We start from the raw sequence: 21,327 nt of genomic DNA on the forward strand, positions 1-21,327 counted from the left end.
TCTATCGCTACTTAGAGTAACTCGCACCGGATGTGATGGACAGAAGGCTCACGAAAGAGCGTCTTCGGCGGGCGTCCACTCCAGACCGTGCGCCTCGGCCACCGGGCGGCTGGTCAGCCGGCCGTCGTGGGTGCTCAGGCCCAGCGCGAGCGCCCGGTCCTCGCGCATGGCCCGCTGCCAGCCCAGGTCGGCGATGGCCAGCGCGTACGGCAGCGTCACGTTCGTCAGCGCGAACGTCGAGGTGTGCGGCACCGCGCCGGGCATGTTGGCCACGCAGTAGAAGATCGAGCCGTGCACCCGGTACGTGGGCCGCTCGTGCGTGGTCGGCCGGGAGTCCTCGAAGCAGCCGCCCTGGTCGATCGCGATGTCCACCAGCACCGAGCCCGGCTTCATCCGGCTCACCAGGTCGTTGCTCACCAGCGTCGGCGCCTTGGCGCCCGGCACCAGCACCGCGCCGATGACCAGGTCGGCCTCCAGCACCGCCTGCTCGATCTCCAAGGTGTTGGAGGCGACGGTCTGGCAGTGGCCCTGGTAGATCAGGTCGGCCTGGCGCAGCTTGTCGATGTTGTTGTCGAGCAGCAGCACCTCGGCCTGCATGCCGAGGGCGATGGCGGCGGCGTTCATGCCGGACACGCCGGCTCCGATGACCACGGCCTGCGCCGCGCGCACGCCGGAGACGCCTCCCATCAGCACGCCCCTGCCGCCTCCCGAGCGCATCAGGTGGTACGCGCCCACCTGCGGCGCCAGCCTGCCCGCCACCTCCGACATGGGCGCGAGCAGGGGCAGCGCCCCGTTGGCCGTCTGGACGGTCTCGTAGGCGACGGCGGTGCTGCCGGAGTCGAGCAGGGCCTGCGTGCAGGGCCTCGACGCGGCCAGGTGCAGGTACGTGAACAGCACCTGCCCCTTGCGCAGCCGGTGGTACTCCTCCGGCACCGGCTCCTTCACCTTCATGACCATGTCGGCGGCCGCCCAGACCTCGTCGGCGTCCGGGACCATGACGGCTCCGGCCGCGGCGAAGTCGTCGTCGGGGATCGCGGAGCCGACGCCCGCCCCCTGTTCCACGAAGACCCGATGGCCGTGGCGGACGAACTCGTGCACTCCGGCCGGGGTCAGGGCCACCCGATATTCGCTGTTCTTGAGCTCTTTCGGAACACCGACTTTCATGGGCGAACTCTTCTCGCTCTTGTGCGCTTACGCCTCCATTCTTCCTCTCTCCCCCGAATAGGTGAGGATTATCGGGCTGATTACCCCGGTGCCGCCGTACCTCGATAGGCTCACCGGCAGTCCGAACGTCAGGATGGGATCGCCATAGATGGACAAGCCGGAAGAGCCGCCACCCGCGGACCCCGGGGAGCCGAGGGCCAGCAAGGCCACCACCATCTTGCTGATCGTCTCGCTCGTGCTCGTCGTGCTGGTCGCGGGAGTGGTCGGCTCGATCGCCGTCCTGATGACCAAAAATCCCGACATGCCGCTCCTGGGGGCCGCGCCGGCGCAGCAGCTGGCCGTGCCCATCCACTTCGCCCCCGTCCGGGAGACCAAGGCCGCGCCGTGCCCGGGCGCGGAGGCCGTGCTCGACCAGGAGCAGAAGAACTGCTACCTCCTGGAGGACGGCGTCACGGTCGACTCCGTGCAGCGGATCGAGCCGGTGCGCGAGAAGGACGGCCAATACTCCGTGCGCATCGCGATCGCCCCGCGGTTCAAGGAGCGCCTCGTCCAGCTCATCGACGAGCTGGTGCCCGACCAGCGTCAGGTGGCCATCGTGCTGGCCCCCGCGCAGCCTGACGCGCCCAAGGTCGTGCTGGCCGCGCCCATCGTCACCCAGTACATGGACGGCGACAGCATGAGCATCTCGGGCTTCGAGAAGGAGGAGGCCGACGCGCTGGTGACCCGCCTGCTGGGCGCCACGCCGGGCGCGTCCACGCAGCCCACGCAGCCCACGGGCCCGGCCTCGCAGCCGCAGCAGACCGGCGGCACCTCACCCCAGACCGGCGGCACCCCGCCGCAGACCGGCCAGACCCCTCCGGGCCAGCAGAACACGGCCCCCGGCACCGCCACCACCCCGGCCAACCCCGGCGCCACCCCGGGGACCACCAACCCCGCCGCGGGCCCCCGCCGCACCCCCGACAAGCGCTACGCCTCCTGCAAGGAGGCCGTGGCCGCCGGGGACGGCCCCTACTTCAAGGGCACCCACGAGGAATACTCCTGGTACGTGGACGTCGACGGCAACGGCGTGGCCTGCAACAGCGGCGACATGCGCTAACGGAACAGCTCCTCCAGCCAGTCGATCGCGAAGTAGGCCACGAAGATCAGCGAGACGATCCAGAGCAGCCACGGGATCTCGGAGAAGCGCCCCCTGGCGGCCTTGACGAGGGTGTAGGCGATCACCCCGGCGCCCACCCCGTTCGTGATCGAATACGTGAACGGCATGAACGCGATCGTCAGGAACGCCGGGATGGCCACGTCCAGCTCCTCCCAGGGCACGTTCCTGCTCTGCATCATCATCAGCGCCCCGACCAGCACCAGCGCGGGCGCGGCAGCGGCGGCGGGCACCACCGAGGCCAGCGGCGTGAACAGCAGCGTCAGCCCCAGCAGCGCCCCGGTCACCACGCTGGCCAGGCCGGTCCGCGCGCCCTCGCCGACGCCCGCGGCGGACTCGACGAAGACGGTGTTCGACGAGGCGCTCACCGAGCCGCCGATCATGCCCGCCACGCCGTCCACGGTCAGGATGCGGCCCAGCCGGGGCACCTGGCCCCGCTGGTCCACCATCCCGGCCTCGTCGCTCACGCCGATGATCGTGCCCATCGCGTCGAAGAACCCCGACAGCACCAGCGTGAACAGCACCACGGCCGCCGTCAGCGCCCCCGCCCTGCCGAACCCGCCGAACAGGTCGAACGCGCCCACCAGCCCGAAGTCCGGCGCCGCGATCAGGCGCTCCGGCACGCGCGGCGTCACCACGCCCCACGAGCGGGGCGGGACCTTGGCGACCGAGTTGACCAGGACGGCCAGGGCCGCCGTGACGACGATGCTGATCAGGATGGCGGCCGGGGTCCTGCGGACGAACAGGGCGATCATCAGGAGCAGGCCGAAGCAGAACACGACGACCGGCCAGCCTATGAGGTGGCCCGTGGCGCCGAGCTGCACCGGCGTGCCGGTGCCCCGCGTCACGAACCCGGCGTCCACCAGGCCGATCAGGGCGATGAACAGCCCGATGCCCACGCTGATGGCGTGTTTGAGCGCGAGCGGGATGGCGTTCATGATCAGCGTGCGCAGGCCCGTCACGGCCAGCACGATGATGACGAAGCCCTCCAGCACCACCAGGCCCATGGCCTGGGCCCACGTCATGTGCGGGGCGGCCTGGTAGGCGACCACCGCGTTGAGGCCCAGCCCGGCGGCCAGGCCGAAGGGCGCGTTGCCGACGAGGGCCATCAGCAGCGTGGAGACGGCCGCGGCGAGCGCGGTGGAGGTGGTGAGCTGGGCGATGGAGAGCCGGGCGCCCGTGACGTCCGTGGCGCCGGCCAGGATGATCGGGTTGAGCAGGATGATGTAGGCCATGGCCACGAACGTGGTCACCCCGCCCCGCACCTCGCGGCCGACGGTCGTCCCCCGCCCGGTGAGCTCGAAGAACCGGTCGAGCACCCGCCATCCCCCTTCACATGATCAAGGGGGATGGCGCATAGCTACCCGGAGGGCGACGAGATCACGCCTTCTCGTGGCGCCCGTGACCCACGAGCCCCATGAACTCCTCCAGCCCGATCGTCCCGTCGCCGTCGTTGTCGGCCGACTTGATGAACGCCTCGATCTCGCTCTCGGACGCGCCCTGCCCGCCCAGCGCCTCGTTGGCCCGGCGGATCTCGTCGGCCGTCAGCAGGCCGTCGCCGTCGACGTCGAAGCGCCGGAACTCCGCCTCGGCCGCTTCACGAGCGCTTGTCATCGGATACCCCCATTGTCGATCCGTCATCAAACAACGCGATATCCTCCGGCCTGATCGGAACCCGAGTCAACCGCAGCCCGGTCGCGGCCCGCACGGCCGCGGCGACGGCGGGGGTGGAGGAGAGCGTCGGGGGCTCGCCGGCGCCGCGCAACCCGTACGGGGCCGCCGGATCCGGATTTTCCAGGATTTTCAGCTGCATCGGCGGCATGTCGAGGATCGTGGGGATGAGGTAGTCCGTGAACGACGGGTTCAGCACCCGCCCGTCGCGGACCTGGATCTCCTCCATGAGCGCCAGCCCGAGCCCCTGCGCGGACCCGCCCTGGATCTGGCCCTCCAGGGCCTGCGGGTTCAGGACGCGGCCCACGTCCTGGACGGCCGCCAGCTCGACCACCTTGACCAGGCCCAGCTCCACGTCCACGTCCACGACGGCCCGGTGCACGCACAGGGCGAGCTGGGTGTGCGAGTCGCCCTGGCCGGTGATCGGGTCCATCGGGTACGTGGGGCGGTGCCGGTACTCGCGCGTCTCCTCGATCGGCCCGAACTTCTCCAGCGCCTGCGCCGGCGGCAGCCCGTTGAAGCGCTTGCGCACCGCCTCGCAGGCGGCCCGCACCGCCCCGCCCGTGACGTACGACTGGCGCGAGGCAGACGACGAGCCGGCCGAGCCGACGGAGGTGTCGGCGGTGGCCACGGTCACGTTCGCGATGCCCAGCTCGGTGCGGGCGATCTGGGCCTGGACCGTCACCAGGCCCTGGCCGACCTCGGCGGCGGCCGTGTGCACGGTGACGTGCGGCTCGCCGCCCACCAGCTCGGCCCGGACCCGGGCCGTGGAGTAGTCGTCGAAGCCCTCGGAGAAGCAGATGTTCTTGATGCCGACGCCGTAGCCGACGCCGCGGCGCACCGACTCGCCGTGCGTGGTCTGGGACACGCCCCCGGGCATCGACCGCAGGTCACTCGGGGGTGCCGACGGGAGGGGCATCGCCTCCAGGTCGCGCAGCATCTCGGCGAGCGGGGCCGGAGAGTCGATCACCTGGCCGGTGATGAGGTGGGAGCCCTGGGAGACGGCGTTGCGCACCCGGATCTCCACGGGCGACAGGCCGCACGCCTCGGCCAGCCGGTCCATCTGCGACTCGTACGCGTAGCACGCCTGGACCGCGCCGAAGCCGCGCATCGCGCCGCAGGGCGGGTTGTTGGTGTAGACGCCGGTGGCGTCCACCTGCACGTTCTCCACCTCGTACGGCCCCACGCCCAGCGACGCGGCGTTGCCGACCACGGCGGGGGAGGAGGAGCAGTACGCGCCGCCGTCCAGCAGGATGTCGGCCTTGACGTAGACCAGCTTGCCGTCGCGGGTGGCGCCGTGCTCGTAGCGCATGCGGGCCGGGTGGCGGTGCACGTGGCCGAAGAACGACTCCTCCCGGCCGTACACGATCTTCACGGGCCGGTTCAGCCGCAGCGCCAGCATGCAGGCGTGCGCCTGCATCGACAGGTCCTCGCGGGCGCCGAACGCGCCGCCGACGCCGGACAGCGTCAGGCGCACCTTCTCCGGGGGCAGGCCGAGGCAGGGGGCGAGCTGGTCGCGGTCCACGTGCAGCCACTGGGTGGCGATGTAGAGGTCGACGCCGCCGTCCTCGGCGGGGACCGCCAGGCCGGACTCGGGGCCGAGGAAGGCCTGGTCCTGCATGCCGACCTCGTACTCGCCGGTGACCACGACCTCGGCCTCGAACGTGTCGCCCCGCCGCACCGGCTGGTGCCGCACGAAACGCCGGGAACGGCGGGGGTCGGTCACGGCCTCGCGCACCTCGTAGTCGACCACGATGGCCGCCGCCGCCCTGCGCGCGGTCTCGGGGTGGTCGGCGGCCACCACCGCCACCGGCTCGCCCTGGTAGCGGACCTCGTCGATGGCCAGCACCGGCTGGTCCTTGTGGTCGAGCCCGTAGAACTTCTCGCCCGGCACGTCCTCGTGCGTCAGCACGGTCAGCACGCCCGGGATCTTCAGCGCGGGCCCCACGTCGATCGACCGGATCCAGGCCGACGGGTGCGGGCTGCGCAGCGTCGCGCCCCACACCATGCCGTCCAGCCACAGGTCGGAGGCGTAGGCGAACTCGCCGGTCACCTTCAGCGTCGCGTCGGGCCGCCGCGCGCTCTCGCCGACCCCGGCGCCGTGCAGGGTCGTGTACGCGGTCTCCGTCATCTTCCGAGTAGAGCACCGCCGCCGCGCCGCGTCCTATGCGCGTCGCGTGAAATCCCGGTCAGCGGTTGGCCTCGGCGCCTTGTATATTCCTCCAAGTGCGCATCTCCGACCTGCTGGCCATCGACGAACTGCGCCTGACCCTGCTCGCCGGCGACCCCTCGCGCGAGTTCGACACCGTGCACATCACCGACCTGCCCGAGCCGGGGCGCTACCTGAGCGGCGGCGAGCTGGTGCTGTCGGGGCTGATGTGGTGGCGCGAGCCGGCGGACTCGGCCAGGTTCGTGGCGGCGCTGGTGGAGGCGGGGGTCGCCGCGCTGGGCGCCGGGCAGGCGTGGCTGGACCACGTCCCGGCCGACCTCGTGGCCGCGTGCGAGGCCGCCGGTCTGCCGCTGGTGGAGGTGCCGACGGAGGTGTCGTTCCGGACGCTGACGGAGCTGGTCGTGCCGCGGCTGGCCGGCGACGTGCGCGACGCGCTCGGCCGCCACCGCAGGCTGGTCGCGGCCATCGCCGAGGGCGCCGACCTGCGCGAGCTGTTCGCGCTGACCGCCGCCGAGCTGGGCGTCACCGGCGCCGTGCTGTCCGCGTCGGGCGAGGTGATCGTGGGCGCGGCCAGGGATCCCGTACGGCTGGCGAAGGCGTACCTGACGGCGCCGCGGCTGCCCGCGCGCGTCGGCGACCACACGATCTTCGCGGTCGGGCGCGGCCACCGGGCCGCGGGCTGGGCGCTGGCCTGCGACGGCGACCTGATGGGCCGCGCCGACCTGGGCTACGAGCTGGCGTCCTGCGTCGGCCTCGAACGCAACCGCATGGAGGAGGGCCGCCGGGTCGAGCGCCGCCTGACCGAGCAGCTCATCGTGGCCGCGCTGGCCGAGTCCGACCCGGCAGAGCTCAACGCCAGGCTGCGCACCTGCGGGATCGACGCGGCGGAGCCGTACGCCGTGGTGAACGCCACCGCTCCCAGGCCGGGCGCCACCCGCGGGCCCGACCCCGCCACGCTCGGCGGCCAGGTGGTGGAGGAGCTGCTCGGCCGCGAGGTCGTGGCGGCGGCGGGCGCGGACGGCGCGATCGCGGTGGTGCCGCTGCGCGAGCGCACCACGGCCGAGCTGGCCGACCGGCTGCGCGCCGGGGCGCAGGTGCTGGCCGCCCTGCCCGGCACCCGCCTGTGCGTCGGCCTCAGCGGCGCGCTGACCGGGGCCGCCGCCGTCAAGGGCGGCGTGGAGGAGGCCGGGCACGCCAGGCGCCTGGCCGAGGCCCGCTCCGGAGGCGTCGTCACCAGCGACGAGATCTACACGCACGCGCTGCTGCTGGCCACGGTGCCGGGAGACGTGCGCCGCTCGTTCACGGCGCGGCTGCTGTCGCCGCTGCTCGACTACGACCGGCGGCACCAGTCCGACCTGGTGCGCACCCTCGGGATCTTCCTCGACTGCGCCGGCTCGTGGAACGCCTGCGCGGAGCGGCTCCACGTGCACGTGAACACGGTCCGTTACCGCATCCGCAGGATCGAGGAGCTGACCGGGAGGAACCTGGCGACGATGGCCGACCGGGTCGACTTCTTCCTGGCGCTCAGGGACACGGGCCCGCCTCGATAGCCCCGCGCTCCTCCTCCACGGCCGCCCGCTCCTCCTCCAGCCGCCGCTCCCAGACGGCGTGGCCGAGCCCGCCGCCGTCGGCCAGGGCCTCCTCGACGTAGGACAGGGCCCGGTCGGGATCCTTGAGCATCCGGTACGCCTGCGACAGCCGGATCAGGCACCGCACCCTCCCGATCCGGTAACCGCTCGTCTCGAACAGCTCGCGCGCCCTGAGCAGGTAGCGCAGAGCCTGCTCAGGGTCGTCCAGATCGAGGTGGGCCTCGCCGAGCACGAGCCGGATCTGCCCCTCGTTGCTGGCGTCCCCCGCCCTCTCGGCCTCGGCCAGCGCCTCGCGCAGCACCTTGACCGCCTTCTCCGGACGTCCCGTGCCCAGGTGGGAGAGCCCTATCATCAGCAGCGCGTACCGGACTCCCACGCTCGCACCGATGCTCGTGGCCAGTGCGAGCTGGCGCTCCGCCCAGGGCAGCATCTCCTCGTAGCGTTCGCCCGAGTTGTAGGCGTTGGCCACGTTGCCCAGCGCACGCATCTCGCCGAAGGCGTCGCCGAGCCGCCGGGCCAGCTCCAGCGAGGACCGCAGGTGGGAGACGGCCTCGTCCGTGCGTCCCGTCAGGCGCAGGGCGTTGGCGATGTGGTCGTGCGCGACCATGGCGCCGGCCTCGTCCCCGAGGCGTTCGCTCACCCGCAACGCCAGCGTGTTCAGCTCCTTCATCTCCGCTATGTGGAAGGCCCTCTCCTGGCGCCAGAGGAGGCCGAACACGAGGTTGACACCGAGCCGGGCGATCGTGTCGTCGGGGGAGTCCATGGCCTGCACGGCCGCGGCCGTCAAGACCGCCTCCTCGTCGCGCAGCCACGCCTTCGCCTCGTCCGCGGTGCGGACCTCGTGCGGGACCGCGTCGACCGGGGCGGCCAGTTGCGTGCGGTGCGGGTCGCTGACGTGGCTGGCCAGGCGCGCGGAGGCGGCATAGTACGACAGCGCGCGGATCAACGGCCCGCGCCAGTCGCGGGGACGCAGCTCGCCGGCGAAAAGGCGGACGAGGTCGTGCAGCTGGTAGCGGCCGGGACCGGCGCGATCGAGCAGGTGGGCGTCCACCAGCCGCTCCAGGGCCGCTTCCGCCTCGCCGGACGTGACGCCGGCCAGCGCCCCCGCGACCTCCGCGGTCATCTCGGGCACGTGCAGGAGCCCCAGCAGCGACAGCATGCGCGCGGCCAGCCGGTCCACGGGGCGCGAGCCGCGTTCGAGGGCGGTGTGGCTGGCGGCCAGGCTGGAGCGGACCGCCAGGTCGCCGGCCGCGAGCTCGTGCAGCCGGGTCCGCTCGTCGCTCAGGCGGGAGGCCAGCGTGGAGACGCTCCAGTCGGGGCGGCCGGCCAGGCGCGCTCCGGCGATGCGCAAGGCCAGCGGGAGACCGTCGCACAGGCGGACGAGCCTGGCCGTCTCGCCCGCGTCGGCCGAGATCCGGTTCGCGCCGGCCAGGTTGGCCAGCATCGTGGCCGACTCCGCCGGCGACATCCGGGCGAGCTCCAGCTGGACGGCGTCCTCGCCCCAGCTCATGGTCTCCCGGCTGGTCACGAGCAGCGTGTTGCCGAGCGAGGCCGACAGCAGCGGCCGGATCTGCGCGAGGTCGGCGGCGTCGTCCAGCACGGTCAGCACCCGCCGGTCGTGCAGGCGGCTGCGCCACGCGGCCGCCGCCTCGTCCAGGTCGGCGGGCACGGCGCCGGGAGGCACGCCGAGCGCGCGCAGGAACCGGCCGAGCACCTCGAGCGGGGTGAGCGCGGGCAGCTCGGGCGTGGCACCCCGGCAGTTGACGTAGAGCTGGCCATCGGGGAAGCGGTCCATGGCCAGGTGGGCGACGTGGGCGGCGAGCGCCGACTTGCCGACGCCCGGGGGCCCGGTGATGATCACCAACGGGCTCGGCGAGGTCGCGTCCCCCGGCGCGAGCCACTCCGTCAGGCGCGAGATCTCCGCGGACCTGCCCACGAACTCCGCCAGCGGGCGGGGTAACTGGTGCGGCGTCTCGTGAGGCGCCGGCGCGCTCGGGGCGGGAGCCGCATCGGCCCGCAGCACCATCTCGTGGCACCGGCGTAACCCCTCGCCGGGCGACAGCCCGAGCTCCTCGGCGAGCAGGACCCTGCCTTCCTCATAGACCTGCAGGGCCTCGGCCGGGCTGCCCGAGCGGAACAGGGCGGTCATGAGCAGCTCGCGGACCCGCTCGCGCAGCGGGTTGCGGCGGGTGAGGTGGCGCAGCTCCTCGACGATGTCGCGGTGGCGGCCCAGGCGCAGCAAGCTCTCCGCGCGCAGCTCGAGGGCGGCGAGCCGGAGCTGCTCCAGGCGGTCGCGCTCCGTCTCGGCGAACGGGCCGGACAGCCCGCTCAGCGCGGTGCCGCGCCACATCGCCAGGGCCTCGTCGAGCAGGCGCACGGCCTGGGGGTCGTCGCCGGCGCGCTGAACCCGCCTGGCCTCCTCGATCCGCTCGGCGAACAGCAGCGCGTCCACCTGCGCGGGCTCCACCCGTAAGACGTAACCGGCCGGCGTCCCCGCCAGCACCCGCGACGGCTCGCGCCGCCCGCGGCCGGGCTCGAAGGCGCGGCGCAGGCCGGCGATGTAGGTGTAGACGCTCTGCTCGGCATTGCGCGGGGCGTCCTCGCCCCAGATGCCGGCGATCATCTGGCTCATGGGAACGGGCCGGGCCACGGCGGCGGCCAGGATCGCGAGGGTGGTCTGCTGCCTGGCGGGTCCGAGATCGACCTGCTCGGCGGCCAATCCGCGGTGGAGCTCCGCGGTCACCGCCCCCAGCAGCCGAATGAAGATCCTCTCGCCCACACGACCTCCTCGACTCGCCCTCGAACCGCGTCAACAGGGCAGCGTAATCAAGATCGTCGCGCTGTGAAGGCTCTGCGGGATCGCTGTAGATCGAATGTAGACGTGGCCGATAAATTGCATTTCCATCCGTGCCCGCCGAGCAGCGGGTTGCGGGGCCTGACTGATCGGGGACTCAGGCAAGGTCGCCCGGACGGCAGAGGGCGGGGCCAGGAGGCCCCGCACCGGCCGGGCCGCGGTACGACAGGGCGCGGAGTGCGGTTACGCGCCCGGCATGCCGCCATGCCTTGCCTGACGATTGCTGCTCAGCAGCAGTAGACGTCCAATTGTCCGTAGGACAGGGAAGACGTTGCGGCACTTGTGGCCGTAGCATTACCTCCAACGGTTACCGCGGCAGTGATCACGGCAACCAGGACGGACAGGACAATGCGCATGCGCACGGGGGTTCTCCCTAGCCTATGTGAGTTGCTTGGACTTCATCTTCTCAGGGAGCGGCAGCTGTGACCACATCTGACCTAGTCGGACTCCGTATCAAGACGGTTCGGCGGCAGCGCGGCCTGTCGCAGGCACAGCTGGCGCACCCCGAACTGTCCGACAGTTACGTCTCGTTGATCGAGAGCGGCAAGCGTACCCCCACCCCTGCGGTCTTGGAGCTGCTGGCCCAGAAGCTGGACTGCTCGCTGTCCTATCTGATCAACGGCGTCACTGCCGAACAGATGGAGGACATCGAGCTCGCCCTCGGCTACGCGCGGCTGGCGCTCGAGAACGGCGAAGTCGCCGAGGCCCGCACGCGCTTCGAGGAACTGCTGGGCAACAGCAACCTGACAGGTCTGACCGCACTTCGTCAAGAAGCCGAATTCGGTCTGGCCCTCGCCACCGAGGCCGGAGGCGATCTCGACCGGGCGATCTCGATCATGACCAAGCTCCGCGAGGAGGAGCTCCCGGTCGAGCAGGGCATCGAGGTGGCCATCGCGCTGTGCCGCGCCTACCGGGAGAGCGAGCGGCTGAGCGAGGCCGTCGAGGTGGGCGAGCAGATCCTCAGCGGCAAGTCCCGCCAGGGCTGGACCGACCTGCTGGTCGAGCTGGGCGCCACGCTGCTGGCGGCCTATCTGGAGCGCGGCGACATGCTGCGCGCCAGGCAGTTCGCGGCCGAGCTGCTCAACGCGGCCGACGCGCTGGGCACGCCGCGCTCCATCGTCGCGGCCAACTGGAACGCCTCCATCGTCGCCCGCGCCACCGGGCACAACAGCGAGGCGGTGGCCTTCGCCGAGCGGGCCCTGGCCGTGCAGGTGGAGCACGGGCAGCCGCGCAACACCGCGAGGATGCGGCTGCAGTTCGCGCGGACGCGGCTCAGGACCGGCGCGCAGGACGCCGCGACCGTCCGCGACCTGCTGCGCACGGGAGTCGCGGAGTTCGAGCAGACCTCGACCAGCACGATCGACCAGGCCATGCTCTACATGGAGCTGGCCAGCGCCGAATACATGACCGGAGAGCTCGACCAGGCCGCCGAGCACGCATTGATCAGCAGAAACCTGCTCCCCGAGTTCGGCCACGTGCTGGGCGCGGAGGCCAGCCTGCTGCTCGGCAGGGTCTACGGCGCGGTCGGTCAGGTGGACGAAGGGCGCCGGCACGCCGCCGCCGTCAAGGAGTGGCTCACGCCGCTGCCCGACTCCCGCCGCTCGGCCCGCACCTGGTACGCCGCCGCCGAGACCATGGAGTTGCTGGGCGCGACGGACGAGGCGGTGGAGGCGTACCAGCGGGCGTTGTCCTGCGCGGGGCTGTAGCGAGGTCCGGACCGGGCGGTGGCGTCGGTAGCCTTGGGGGTGCCATGAAGAGATCCCCGCTTGCGGCACTCGCCGCGACTGCCGCCGCCCTGCTCGTGCTCGTGTTCGGCATGGCGGCTCCCGCGCTGGCGCACGACGCGCTCAAGAGCAGCTCCCCGGCCAAGGACGCCGAGGTCGAGAGCCTCGACGAGGTGCGGCTGGAGTTCACCGCGGGCGTGCGCCTGCCGTTCGTCATCGTACGCGGCCCCGGCGGAGCCGAGCTGCAGAGCGGCAAGCCCGAGGTCGACGGCAAGGTGGTGACCCAGGCGGTCAAGGAGCCCGTACCTGACGGGAAGTACACGATCGCCTACCGGGTCGTGTCGTCCGACGGGCATCCGATCGAGGGCGAGATCCCCTTCAAGGTGAAGGGGGCCGAGACGCCGTCCCCCAGCCCGACCTCCTCCGAGAGCGTGGCACCGGCCACCTCGGCACCGGCCGCCTCGGCACCGGCCGCCTCAGCACCGGCCACGCAGCCCGCGCAGAGCTCGCCCGCCACTGATCAGGCCTCGGCCGCCCAGCCGGTGAGCTTCCCCGTCTGGCTCGTCATCGTGATCGGCGCGCTCGTCGGCATCGGCATCGGTTTCCTGCTCAGCGCGCGGAAGAAGAAGCCATGAGCAAGGCGGCGCGGCTCGCGCTCGCCGGGGCGGCCGCCGCGGTCGTCGCCCTGGTCATCGGCATGATCGCCGGCGGCAGGGCGTTCCCCAGGATCATCCCCGGCCTGCCCGACTCCGGCGCGGTCGTCCGGTGGGGGCTGCCGCTGTCCAAGCTGCTCATGGACGTGGCCGGCGTGACCACCGTGGGCCTGCTGCTCATGGCCGCCGCGCTGCTGCCCAACGACAAGGGCGTGCTCGGCAGGACCGCCACCCAGTACGTCAAGGCCGGCTCGTGGGCGGCCCTCGCCTGGGCCGGCTCGGCCTTCGTCGCCATCGTGTTCAGCACCGCCGAGTCCATCGGCAGGACCGTTCCCCAGATCCTCGACCGCACCTTCCTCACCAGCTACGCCACCCAGACCACGCAGGGCGTGGCGCTCACGCTCGTGGTGCTGTTCGGGGTGGCGATCGCGCTGTTCTCCCGCGGCGCCATCACCGCGGGGGCCGCGGCCGGCCTTCTGGTCTTCGCGCTGGTGACGCTGCTGCCCGCGCCGCTCACCGGCCACACCTCCTCCTCGCCCAACCACGACCTGGCCACGTCGGCGGTCTCGCTCCACCTGCTCGCCCTCGCCCTGTGGGTCGGCGGGCTCGCCGTGCTGGCCGTTCACGCGCTCCGCAAGCAGCCGCAGCTCGATGTGGCCGCGCGCCGGTTCTCCGACATGGCCGTGTGGTGCTACGCCGGGGTGGGGCTGTCCGGCGTCTTCAGCCTGATCGCCCGGCTGGGCGCGGTCTCCGACCTGTGGACCACCCAGTACGGTCTGCTGGCCGTGGTCAAGATCGTGGCGTTCGTGCTGCTCGGCTACGTCGGCTACTGGCATCGCCAGCGCACGCTGGCCGATCTCGGCAAGGGCCGGCCGCGTGCGTTCACCCGGCTGGCCGGCGGCGAGATGGTGCTCATGCTGGCCACCATCGGGGTGGCCGTGGCGCTGTCGCGCACGCCGCCGCCCGAGTTCAGCGTGCCCGCCGACCGGGCCTTCGAGCTGCTCGGCTTCCCCCTTCCCGCCGAGATCACGCTCGGCAACGTGTTCACCATGTGGTGGTTCGACCTGTTCTTCGCCACGGTCGCGGCCGTGCTGGCCGGGCTCTACGGGTTTGGCGTGCGGCGGCTGCGCAGGCGCGGCGACAAGTGGCCGTGGGGGCGCACGGCCTCCTGGTACGTCGGGCTCGCGCTGCTGGTGTTCGCCACGCAGAGCGGGCTGGCCCGCTACGCCAAGGTCATGTTCGACATCCACATGATCGAGCACATGACGCTCTCCATGGTCGTGCCGATCTTCCTCGTCATGGGCGGGCCCGTCACGCTGGCCCTGCGCGCGCTCAAGCCCGCCACCAGGCGGGGCGACAGGGGGCCGCGAGAGTGGATCACGACGATCCTGCACAGCCGGTTCACCAAGGTCGTCACGCATCCGGTCGTCGCCACGGCCATCTTCATCGCCTCGACGTACGCGCTGTACTTCACGCCGCTCTTCGAGTCGGCGATGGAGGAGCATCTCGGGCACATCTGGATGACCCTCCACTTCCTGCTCAGCGGGTGCCTGTTCTTCTGGGTGATCGTCGGGGTCGATCCCGCGCCCAACCGGCTCCCGTACGTCGGGCGGCTGCTCATGCTCTTCGTCACCATGCCGTTCCACGCGTTCTTCGGGGTCGCGTTGATGATGATGGGCACGGTGATCGCCTCCGGCTGGTACGAGCAGCTGGGCCGCACCTGGGGCGCCACGCTGCTGCAGACGCAGCAGGACGGCGGGGCCATCGCGTGGGGCTTCGGCGAGATCCCGACGCTCATCGTGCTGCTGGCCATCGCCATCCAGTGGTATCAGGACGACGAGCGGCAGGCGCGGCGCACCGACCGCAAGGCCGACCGGTCGGGCGGCTCGGGGGATTCCGAACTCGACTCCTACAACGCCTACCTCGCCCGTCTCAACCGCGCCGACAAAGGTGAGTGACAGGTTTCCGGCGAGTAGCCGTTCGGCCATGGCCTTCTATCTTCCCACTACAAGTCTCTGTACCGCCAGGTAGCCTGTCTCCCAGGGGAGACGGGCATAACCGTATGACCAGCGTGCGCAGGCCTTGAGGGGGGACGCGCACCGCCAGGTGAGGGCGCCGGAGTGGGGACCGGCGTAAGCCCGGTGTGCCTAGGAAGGCGAGAACCATTGTCGGAAGAGACACGGATGCGCGGGGGGCAGAGCCTGGCCGAGGCTCTTGAGAGCTGTCTGGCCGAATGGTCCGAGCGCACGGGGATCGCCGTCGAGACCTGGGCGCTGCCGGCCACCGACGTGCCCTCGCGGGTCTCGAGGGCCGTCATGGCCACGATCGACGAGGCCCTGTCCAACGTCGAGCTGCACAGCAGGGCCCGGACCGTGTCCATCGCCGTGACGGTCTCCAAGAGCGGGCTGCGCATGACGGTCAGCGACAACGGCCAGGGCTTTCACACCCCGGGGGCGGGGAGCGGGATCGCCAGGATGCGGGCCGCCTTCACCGAGCTCGGCGGGAGCCTGACGGTCAACAGCGTGCTCGGCGAGGGCACGACCGTGACCGGCGTGGTGCCCAGGCGCGGCTGAGGCCCGGCTGAGGCCCGGCTGAGGCGCGGTCAGGAGAGCGTGAGGATCTCGCTGCCCGTCTCGGTGACCACGATCGTGTGCTCGAACTGGGCCGTGCGCTTGCGGTCCTTGGTCACGGCCGTCCACTTGTCCGGCCAGATGTCGTACTCGATGGTGCCCAGCGTCAGCATGGGCTCGATCGTGAACGTCATCCCCGGCACCAGCTCCACCCGCAGCGACGGGTCGTCGTAGTGGGGCACCATGAGCCCGGAGTGGAAGCTCGTGCCGATCCCGTGCCCGGTGAAGTCGCGCACGACGCCGTAGCCGAAGCGCTTGGCGTACGCCTCGATGACCCGGCCCACCACGTTGAGCTGCCGCCCCGGCGCGACCGCCCTGATGGCGCGCATCATGGCCTCGCGGGTGCGCTCGACCAGCAGCCGCGACTCCTCGTCGACCTCGCCCACCAGGTAGGTGGCGTCGGTGTCGCCGTGGACGCCGCCGATGTAGGCGGTGATGTCGACGTTGACGATGTCGCCGTCCTGGAGCACGGTGTCGTCGGGGATGCCGTGGCAGATGACCTCGTTGATCGACGTGCACAGCGACTTGGGGTAGCCCTTGTAGCCGAGCGTGCTCGGGTAGGCGCCGTGGTCGATGAGGAACTCGTGGCCGACCCGGTCGAGCTCGTCGGTCGTGACACCCGGCCGGATGTGCTTGGCGACCTCGTCGAGGGCCTGGGCGGCGATCCGGCCGGCCACCCGCATGCGCTCGATGATCTCGGGGCTCTTCACGTCGGACTCGCCGGTCTTGGGGCGCTTCTTGCCGACGTACTCCGGCCGCTCGATGTGCGCGGGGACCTTTCGCATGGGCGAAACTCGCCCGGGCTGGAGCAGTGTCGTCATGAAACATGAGTCTACGGGGCAGAATTGACCCCGTGAGCGAAGGCCAGTGGTGGTTCTGTCTCAAGCACATGCGGGTCGAGCCCGACCAGGGCTGCCCCAACAAGGATCGGATGGGTCCCTACACCTCGGAGCAGGAGGCGGCCGGGGCGCTGCAGCGCGCCGCCGACCGCAACAAAGCCTGGGACGAGGCCGAGAATGACGACGACTAGGGCACGACCGCGTATGCCCTGACGGGGAAGGTCCCCATGCCCGCGACCATCGGGGGCGCGGCATGGAAGCGGAAGCCTTGCCCCTCGGATGGCTGGGGGAGCGCCGCCAGGCCCGTCAGGTGCTCCACCAGCGGGATGCCCGCCTTCAGCAGGATCGTGTGGGCGGGGCGCTCGCCCCGCGGCGGGGTGTCGTCGATGTTGAGCGAGTCGATGCCCACCAGCGCCGCCCCCTGCTCGGCCAGCCACTGCGCCGACCCGGGCGCGAGGTAGGGGTGGCCGTGCAGGTAGGCGTCGGTGCCGAAGTGGCGGTCCCAGCCGGTGTGGATCAGCACGGCTCGTCCCCGTACGTCCAGGTCCTCGTCGATCACCACCTCGCGGCCCGCGCCGGCCCGCACCACGAGCCCCGGCAGGTCGGCCAGCTTGCTCACCGGCACCTGTGACAGGTCGGGCCCGTCGGGATAGCGGTGGTACGGGGTGTCGAGGTAGGTGCCGGTGTTGGCGGCGAGCGTGATCGTGGCGATGTGGAACTCCGTGCCCGGCGCGTAGATCTTGCGCGAGTCCTCCCGGCTCAGGTGCACCCCCAGCTTCGGGCCGGGAATGCCGGGGTAAGTGATCATCCCGTCAACGATGGGGTGGCTGAGTTCGACGATCATGTGGACGCTCCTACACGTGCGAGCTTGATCAGGGCCAGGACGCCGATGCCCGCCCAGATGAGGTTGAGGCCGGCCGACGGCCAGGCGGCGCTGTAGGCGCTGTTGGCCATGAGCCCGAGCGAGCCGGCGAGGTTCATGAGCTGGTACGCCGCACCGTCGCCCGGCAACCGGGATTGCGTGACCAGGACGTACCCGGCCAGCAGCAGCACCGCGCCGATCCAGCCGACGGTGGCGAAGAGGAGGTCCATGGCCGTCATTGTCTGGACTGATCGTCGTAAAGTGCAAATAAAGAATGCTAAAGGTGCGCGTAAGCTGACCTGCATGGACATCGATCCACGGCGGCTGCGGATCCTGCACGAGGTCGCCCGCCGCGGCGGCGTCATGCGGGCCGCCGAAGCGCTCTACCTGACCCCCTCGGCCGTCTCCCAGCAGCTCGCCCAGCTCGAACGCGAGGTCGGGCTGGCCCTCATCGACCGCTCCCAGCGCAGCGTCTCCCTCACCCCGGCCGGGCGCGTGCTCGCCGGCTACGCCGAGCGGGTGGAGGAGGAGCTGCTGGAGGCCAGGCGCGAGCTCACCCGGTTCACCGAGCGCCTGGCCGGGCCGGTGCGCATCGCCGCCTTTCCCACGGTCATCACGCACATGCTGGTGCCCGCCATGCGCGACCTGGCCGCACGCCACCCCAAGATCACTCCGGTCATCCACGAGATCTACGGCCAGCCCGCGCTGCAGGAGCTGCGCATGGGCGCCGTGGACGTGCTCATCACCGAGCAGGACATGAGCCTGCCCGGGCTGTCGCAGCCGTCGCTGAGCGCGCGGCTGCTCTACGTGGACGAGTACCGCATCGTGCTGCCGCCCGACCAGCCGGACCCGGGGTCGGTCGCCGAGCTGCTGCGGCTGCCCTGGGTGGCCAGCGAGCCGAGCCAGGCGTGCGGGCAGGCGCTGGAGCGGCTGGCCGGGCTGCACGGGGTCGAGCCGCGCAAGGTGCACGTCATCACGGAGTTCGGGCCCACGCTGTCGCTGGTGGCGGCCGGGCACGGGGTGGCGATCGTGCCCGCGCTGGCCCTGCTGGACGTGCCGGAGGGGGAGGTGCGGGTGAGCGAGGTACGTGACGTGGGCGCGCGCCGGCTGGACGCGGTCACGCGGGTGAGCCGTACCCGGTCGGGGGAGCCGGACCCCGTGCAGGCCGTGGTGATCGGCGCGATCGAGGAGGCCACGGCGGCGCTGGAGACGTCCCTGAGCGGACGCCTGCACAGTGCGGCTGGTGCGGCCAGTGCGGCTGGTGCCGGCGGTGCCGCCGGGTCCGGGCGGCCGGGGTCCTAGTCGGTCAGTTGGGGGCCGCTGACCTTGTCCAGCAGGCGGGCCAGGCGCTCGCGCAGGCCGGGGCGGCGCTCCGGCTCTCCGGCCGCCGCGCTCACCAGGTGCTGCGCCCCGTCGAAGGTCACCAGCCCGTCCCGCGGCACCTCGATGCAGTCGTGCGCCAGCCCGGCCAGCTCCCGGTCGCCGCCCTCGATGGCCAGGACGGTCGCGCCCGTACGCCGGGCGTCGTCCACGCGTTCGAGCAGCGGCACCGGCGCCTCGCCCTCGGCCAGCACGAACAGCGTCTCGCCCCGGGCCGCGCGCTCCAGGCGCTCGATGCCGACGCGCAGGTGGGCGGGCGCGTCGGCGGGCGGCGCCCAGCGCACCAGCGTGGGCGTGAGCTGCGCCAGCCCCGAGAACCTGGCCTCGTCGGCGAGGTGGGCGGTCAGGTGCCAGGGCTCCTCGTCGGGGGTGCCCACCAGCAGCAGGCCGCCGGGCGAGCGGGTGGCCCGCAGGGCGACGCCCAGCTCGCGGGCGCGTTCGAGCCAGCCGGTCTCGGCCAGGAGCTCGCGCAGCAGGGCCACCGATCCTGAGTCCATGCCTCCATGGTGCCTGACGCCGCACCCGCGGGGTGGCTGATTCGGGAGTGATGTGTTGACACGAGGTGCGTTTCCCCGTCATTTCGGGCCTTGACAGGAGGTTACTCCCGGGTAACGATCGGCTCGCGGCGCCGCCGTCCCAAGTATGTGGTCCTCACGGAGAGGGGCGGTACATGTCCTTACGTGTCCGCGTCAGCATGTCCATGGTCCTGTTACTGATCATGTCCCTCATCACGACCCCCGCCCGCGCGGCGGCGCCGGGAGACGTGGTCTCCGCCCAGCCCACCACCGTCTACCTCCTGCCGGGCAAGCTCCTGGAGGTTCCGGTCAACGCCTGGCACCTGCTCTACAACTCCACGTCCGCCACCGGCTCGCTCAACACCGTGTCGGGGACGCTGCTCGTCCCCAAGAGCGGCTACCCGCTCGGCGCGCGCCCCATCGTCGGGTACGCCGTCGGCACCCACGGGCTCGGCGACCAGTGCGCCCCCTCCGTCAGCATGAGCCAGGGCCGGGAGGCGGAGCTCGCGCTGGTGAGCCTGTTCCTGCTCAAGGGGTACGCGGTGGCCATGACGGACTACGAGGGGCTCGGCACGCCCGGGCCGCACACGTACATGGCCGGGATCTCGCAGGGGCATGCCGTGCTTGATTCGATCAGGGCGGCCACCCGGGTGTCCGGGGCCGGGCTGTCGGACCGGGCGCCCGTCGCCGTCATGGGTTACTCCCAGGGCGGGGCCTCGGCCGGGTGGGCGGCGCAGCTGCAGCCCTCGTACGCGCCCGAGCTGCGGCTGAAGGGCGTCGCGGCCGGAGGCGTGCCCGCCGACCTGCACGCGGTCGCGGACCACCTGGACGGCGGGTCCGACTTCGGGCTGGCGGCGGCGGCCGGGGTCGGGCTGGACGCGGCCTACCCCGAGCTGAACCTTCAGGCGGATCTCAACGACCGCGGCCGCGCCCTGCTCGCCGACGCGGCCGACGACTGCGTGGGCGACCTCGGCAAGCTGTCCGGGCTGAGCTTCTCCGACCTGAGCCCGATCGACCTGCTCAACCAGCCGAAGTGGCTGGCCCGGCTCGGGGAGAACCGCCTGGGCGCCACGGCTCCTCGGGTGCCGATGTTCCTGTACCACGCGCGGGGGGACCAGATCATCCCGCTGTCCGTGGGCTCGACGCTGCGGTCCGAGTACTGCCGGGCCGGGGTGAACGTCCGGTGGACCGCGCTGCCCGCGCCGGACCACGTCACGGGAGCCGTCGAAGGGGGGCCGCTGGCCATCGAGTGGCTGGCCCTGCGGATCCTCGGGCTGCCCGCGATCGGCAACTGCTAGCCCGCACAGCTCGTACGCCGGCCGGGCCCGCACGACCGGGCCCGGCCCACCCCCGTGACGAGCACCTGGCGGCCGAGCTGGCATGATCGGGCGTATGACAGATGTGAGCGGGCTTTCCATCGGCATCCTCGGCGGCACCGGTGACCAGGGGAAAGGGCTGGCGCGGCGGTTCGCGCTGGCCGGGCACCGGGTGCTGATCGGCTCGCGCAGCGAGCAGCGCGCCCAGGACGCGGCCGGTGACATCGGGGCGGGTGCGAGCGGGGGCGCGAACGCCGCCGTCGCCGCCGAGGCCGATATCGTGATCGTGGCGGTGCCGTACGAGGGGCACAAGGCGCTGCTGGAGTCCCTGCGCGCGGAGCTGGCCGGGAAGATCGTCGTCGACTGCGTGAACCCGCTCGGGTTCGACAAGCAGGGCGCGTACGCGCTGCCGGTGGAGGAGGGCAGCGCGGCGCAGCAGGCGGCGGCGGTGCTCACCGAGAGCCGGGTGGTGGCCGCCTTCCACCACGTGTCGGCGGTCCTGCTGATGGACCCCGCCGTGGAGAAGGTGGACCTCGACGTGCTGGTGCTCGGCGACGACCGCGAGGCCACCGACACGGTGCAGGCGCTGGCCGAGGTCATCCCGGGGGTGCGCGGCGTGTACGGGGGGCGGCTGCGCAACTCCCACCAGATCGAGGCGCTCACCGCCAACATCATCTCCGTGAACCGCCGCTACAAGGCCCACGCCGGACTGCGCATCACCGACATCTGAACCACCACCGACACCGCCCAGCGTTGGCACCGGCCAGCGTCGGCACCGGCCAGCGTCGGCACCGCCCACCGCCCGCA

Annotated in this window: 19 protein-coding genes; 10 read left to right on the plus strand and 9 right to left on the minus strand. The window is 72.0% G+C overall.

The window, feature by feature from the left end; genetic code table 11:
• Positions 1 to 48 precede the first annotated feature (48 nt).
• On the minus strand, positions 49 to 1,164 hold the full coding sequence (ald, locus tag HD596_RS30675; RefSeq protein ID WP_185072743.1) for an alanine dehydrogenase: 1,116 nt from the start codon (positions 1,162 to 1,164) through the stop codon (positions 49 to 51).
• A 148-nt stretch (positions 1,165 to 1,312) separates the two neighbouring features.
• Here ald and HD596_RS30680 point away from each other — a divergent pair, with 148 nt between their 5' ends.
• The gene (locus tag HD596_RS30680) at positions 1,313 to 2,260 is read left to right on the plus strand and encodes an excalibur calcium-binding domain-containing protein (protein ID WP_185072744.1); all 948 of its coding nucleotides are present in this window, start codon (positions 1,313 to 1,315) and stop codon (positions 2,258 to 2,260) included.
• Here HD596_RS30680 and HD596_RS30685 read toward each other — a convergent pair.
• The 3 genes from HD596_RS30685 to HD596_RS30695 all read right to left on the minus strand — a co-directional run bounded on the left by HD596_RS30685 (position 2,257) and on the right by HD596_RS30695 (position 6,119).
• The gene (locus HD596_RS30685) at positions 2,257 to 3,636 is read right to left on the minus strand and encodes an NCS2 family permease (protein WP_185072745.1); all 1,380 of its coding nucleotides are present in this window, start codon (positions 3,634 to 3,636) and stop codon (positions 2,257 to 2,259) included. The two genes, HD596_RS30680 and HD596_RS30685, sit on opposite strands and share 4 nt — an antisense overlap.
• Before the next feature lie 61 nt (positions 3,637 to 3,697).
• Positions 3,698 to 3,931, minus strand: coding sequence for an EF-hand domain-containing protein (locus tag HD596_RS30690; RefSeq protein WP_185072746.1), 234 nt, complete (start codon positions 3,929 to 3,931; stop codon positions 3,698 to 3,700).
• Positions 3,915 to 6,119 carry a molybdopterin cofactor-binding domain-containing protein gene (locus HD596_RS30695; RefSeq protein WP_185072747.1) on the minus strand — a complete coding sequence of 735 codons (2,205 nt, stop codon included), beginning with the start codon at positions 6,117 to 6,119 and terminating at the stop codon, positions 3,915 to 3,917. Before HD596_RS30695 ends, HD596_RS30690 begins: the two co-directional genes overlap by 17 nt.
• A gap of 95 nt (positions 6,120 to 6,214) precedes the next feature.
• On the opposite strand from HD596_RS30695, the gene HD596_RS30700 reads away from it, so the two are divergent.
• Entirely contained in the window at positions 6,215 to 7,708 is a 1,494-nt protein-coding gene (locus tag HD596_RS30700) for a PucR family transcriptional regulator (protein WP_185072748.1), read from the plus strand.
• Here HD596_RS30700 and HD596_RS30705 read toward each other — a convergent pair.
• Positions 7,683 to 10,526, minus strand: coding sequence for an AfsR/SARP family transcriptional regulator (locus tag HD596_RS30705; RefSeq protein WP_185072749.1), 2,844 nt, complete (start codon positions 10,524 to 10,526; stop codon positions 7,683 to 7,685). The genes HD596_RS30700 and HD596_RS30705 overlap by 26 nt on opposite strands.
• Before the next feature lie 497 nt (positions 10,527 to 11,023).
• Here HD596_RS30705 and HD596_RS30710 point away from each other — a divergent pair, with 497 nt between their 5' ends.
• The 4 genes from HD596_RS30710 (at position 11,024) to HD596_RS30725 (ending at position 15,551) form a co-directional block, all read left to right on the plus strand.
• Complete coding sequence (locus HD596_RS30710) at positions 11,024 to 12,307, plus strand: helix-turn-helix domain-containing protein (RefSeq protein ID WP_185072750.1); 1,284 nt, start codon at positions 11,024 to 11,026, stop codon at positions 12,305 to 12,307.
• A gap of 44 nt (positions 12,308 to 12,351) precedes the next feature.
• Entirely contained in the window at positions 12,352 to 12,960 is a 609-nt protein-coding gene (locus tag HD596_RS30715; protein WP_185072751.1) for a copper resistance CopC family protein, read from the plus strand.
• The gene (locus HD596_RS30720) at positions 12,957 to 14,936 is read left to right on the plus strand and encodes a bifunctional copper resistance protein CopD/cytochrome c oxidase assembly protein (protein WP_185072752.1); all 1,980 of its coding nucleotides are present in this window, start codon (positions 12,957 to 12,959) and stop codon (positions 14,934 to 14,936) included. The genes HD596_RS30715 and HD596_RS30720 overlap by 4 nt, the downstream gene beginning before the upstream one ends.
• A 225-nt stretch (positions 14,937 to 15,161) precedes the next feature.
• Positions 15,162 to 15,551 carry a sensor histidine kinase gene (locus HD596_RS30725; protein ID WP_185072753.1) on the plus strand — a complete coding sequence of 130 codons (390 nt, stop codon included), beginning with the start codon at positions 15,162 to 15,164 and terminating at the stop codon, positions 15,549 to 15,551.
• Positions 15,552 to 15,580: 29 nt separating this feature from the next.
• On the opposite strand, the gene map is transcribed toward HD596_RS30725, so the two are convergent.
• Positions 15,581 to 16,429 carry a type I methionyl aminopeptidase gene (map, locus tag HD596_RS30730; protein ID WP_185072754.1) on the minus strand — a complete coding sequence of 283 codons (849 nt, stop codon included), beginning with the start codon at positions 16,427 to 16,429 and terminating at the stop codon, positions 15,581 to 15,583.
• 5 nt (positions 16,430 to 16,434) lie between these two features.
• On the opposite strand from map, the gene HD596_RS30735 reads away from it, so the two are divergent.
• Entirely contained in the window at positions 16,435 to 16,638 is a 204-nt protein-coding gene (locus HD596_RS30735) for a hypothetical protein (RefSeq protein WP_185072755.1), read from the plus strand.
• On the opposite strand, the gene HD596_RS30740 is transcribed toward HD596_RS30735, so the two are convergent.
• Entirely contained in the window at positions 16,635 to 17,291 is a 657-nt protein-coding gene (locus HD596_RS30740; RefSeq protein ID WP_185072756.1) for a cyclase family protein, read from the minus strand. The genes HD596_RS30735 and HD596_RS30740 overlap by 4 nt on opposite strands.
• Positions 17,288 to 17,539, minus strand: coding sequence for a CBU_0592 family membrane protein (locus tag HD596_RS30745; protein ID WP_185072757.1), 252 nt, complete (start codon positions 17,537 to 17,539; stop codon positions 17,288 to 17,290). The genes HD596_RS30740 and HD596_RS30745 overlap by 4 nt, the downstream gene beginning before the upstream one ends.
• A gap of 73 nt (positions 17,540 to 17,612) precedes the next feature.
• On the opposite strand from HD596_RS30745, the gene HD596_RS30750 reads away from it, so the two are divergent.
• A complete protein-coding gene (locus tag HD596_RS30750) occupies positions 17,613 to 18,611 on the plus strand; it encodes a LysR family transcriptional regulator (protein WP_185072758.1) in 999 nt (332 codons plus the stop codon).
• Here HD596_RS30750 and HD596_RS30755 read toward each other — a convergent pair.
• Positions 18,608 to 19,186, minus strand: coding sequence for a hypothetical protein (locus HD596_RS30755; RefSeq protein WP_185072759.1), 579 nt, complete (start codon positions 19,184 to 19,186; stop codon positions 18,608 to 18,610). The two genes, HD596_RS30750 and HD596_RS30755, sit on opposite strands and share 4 nt — an antisense overlap.
• A 173-nt stretch (positions 19,187 to 19,359) precedes the next feature.
• On the opposite strand from HD596_RS30755, the gene HD596_RS30760 reads away from it, so the two are divergent.
• Together HD596_RS30760 and npdG are read left to right on the plus strand one after the other, a co-directional pair.
• Positions 19,360 to 20,502 (plus strand): lipase family protein, encoded by a 1,143-nt coding sequence (locus tag HD596_RS30760; protein WP_185072760.1) that lies wholly within the window; start codon positions 19,360 to 19,362, stop codon positions 20,500 to 20,502.
• A gap of 94 nt (positions 20,503 to 20,596) precedes the next feature.
• Positions 20,597 to 21,250: an NADPH-dependent F420 reductase gene (gene npdG, locus HD596_RS30765; RefSeq protein ID WP_185072761.1), complete on the plus strand. Its 654-nt coding sequence runs from the start codon at positions 20,597 to 20,599 to the stop codon at positions 21,248 to 21,250.
• Positions 21,251 to 21,327: the final 77 nt, after the last annotated feature.

Origin of the sequence: Nonomuraea jabiensis, assembly GCF_014204795.1 — a bacterium.
Lineage (GTDB): Bacteria > Actinomycetota > Actinomycetes > Streptosporangiales > Streptosporangiaceae > Nonomuraea > Nonomuraea jabiensis.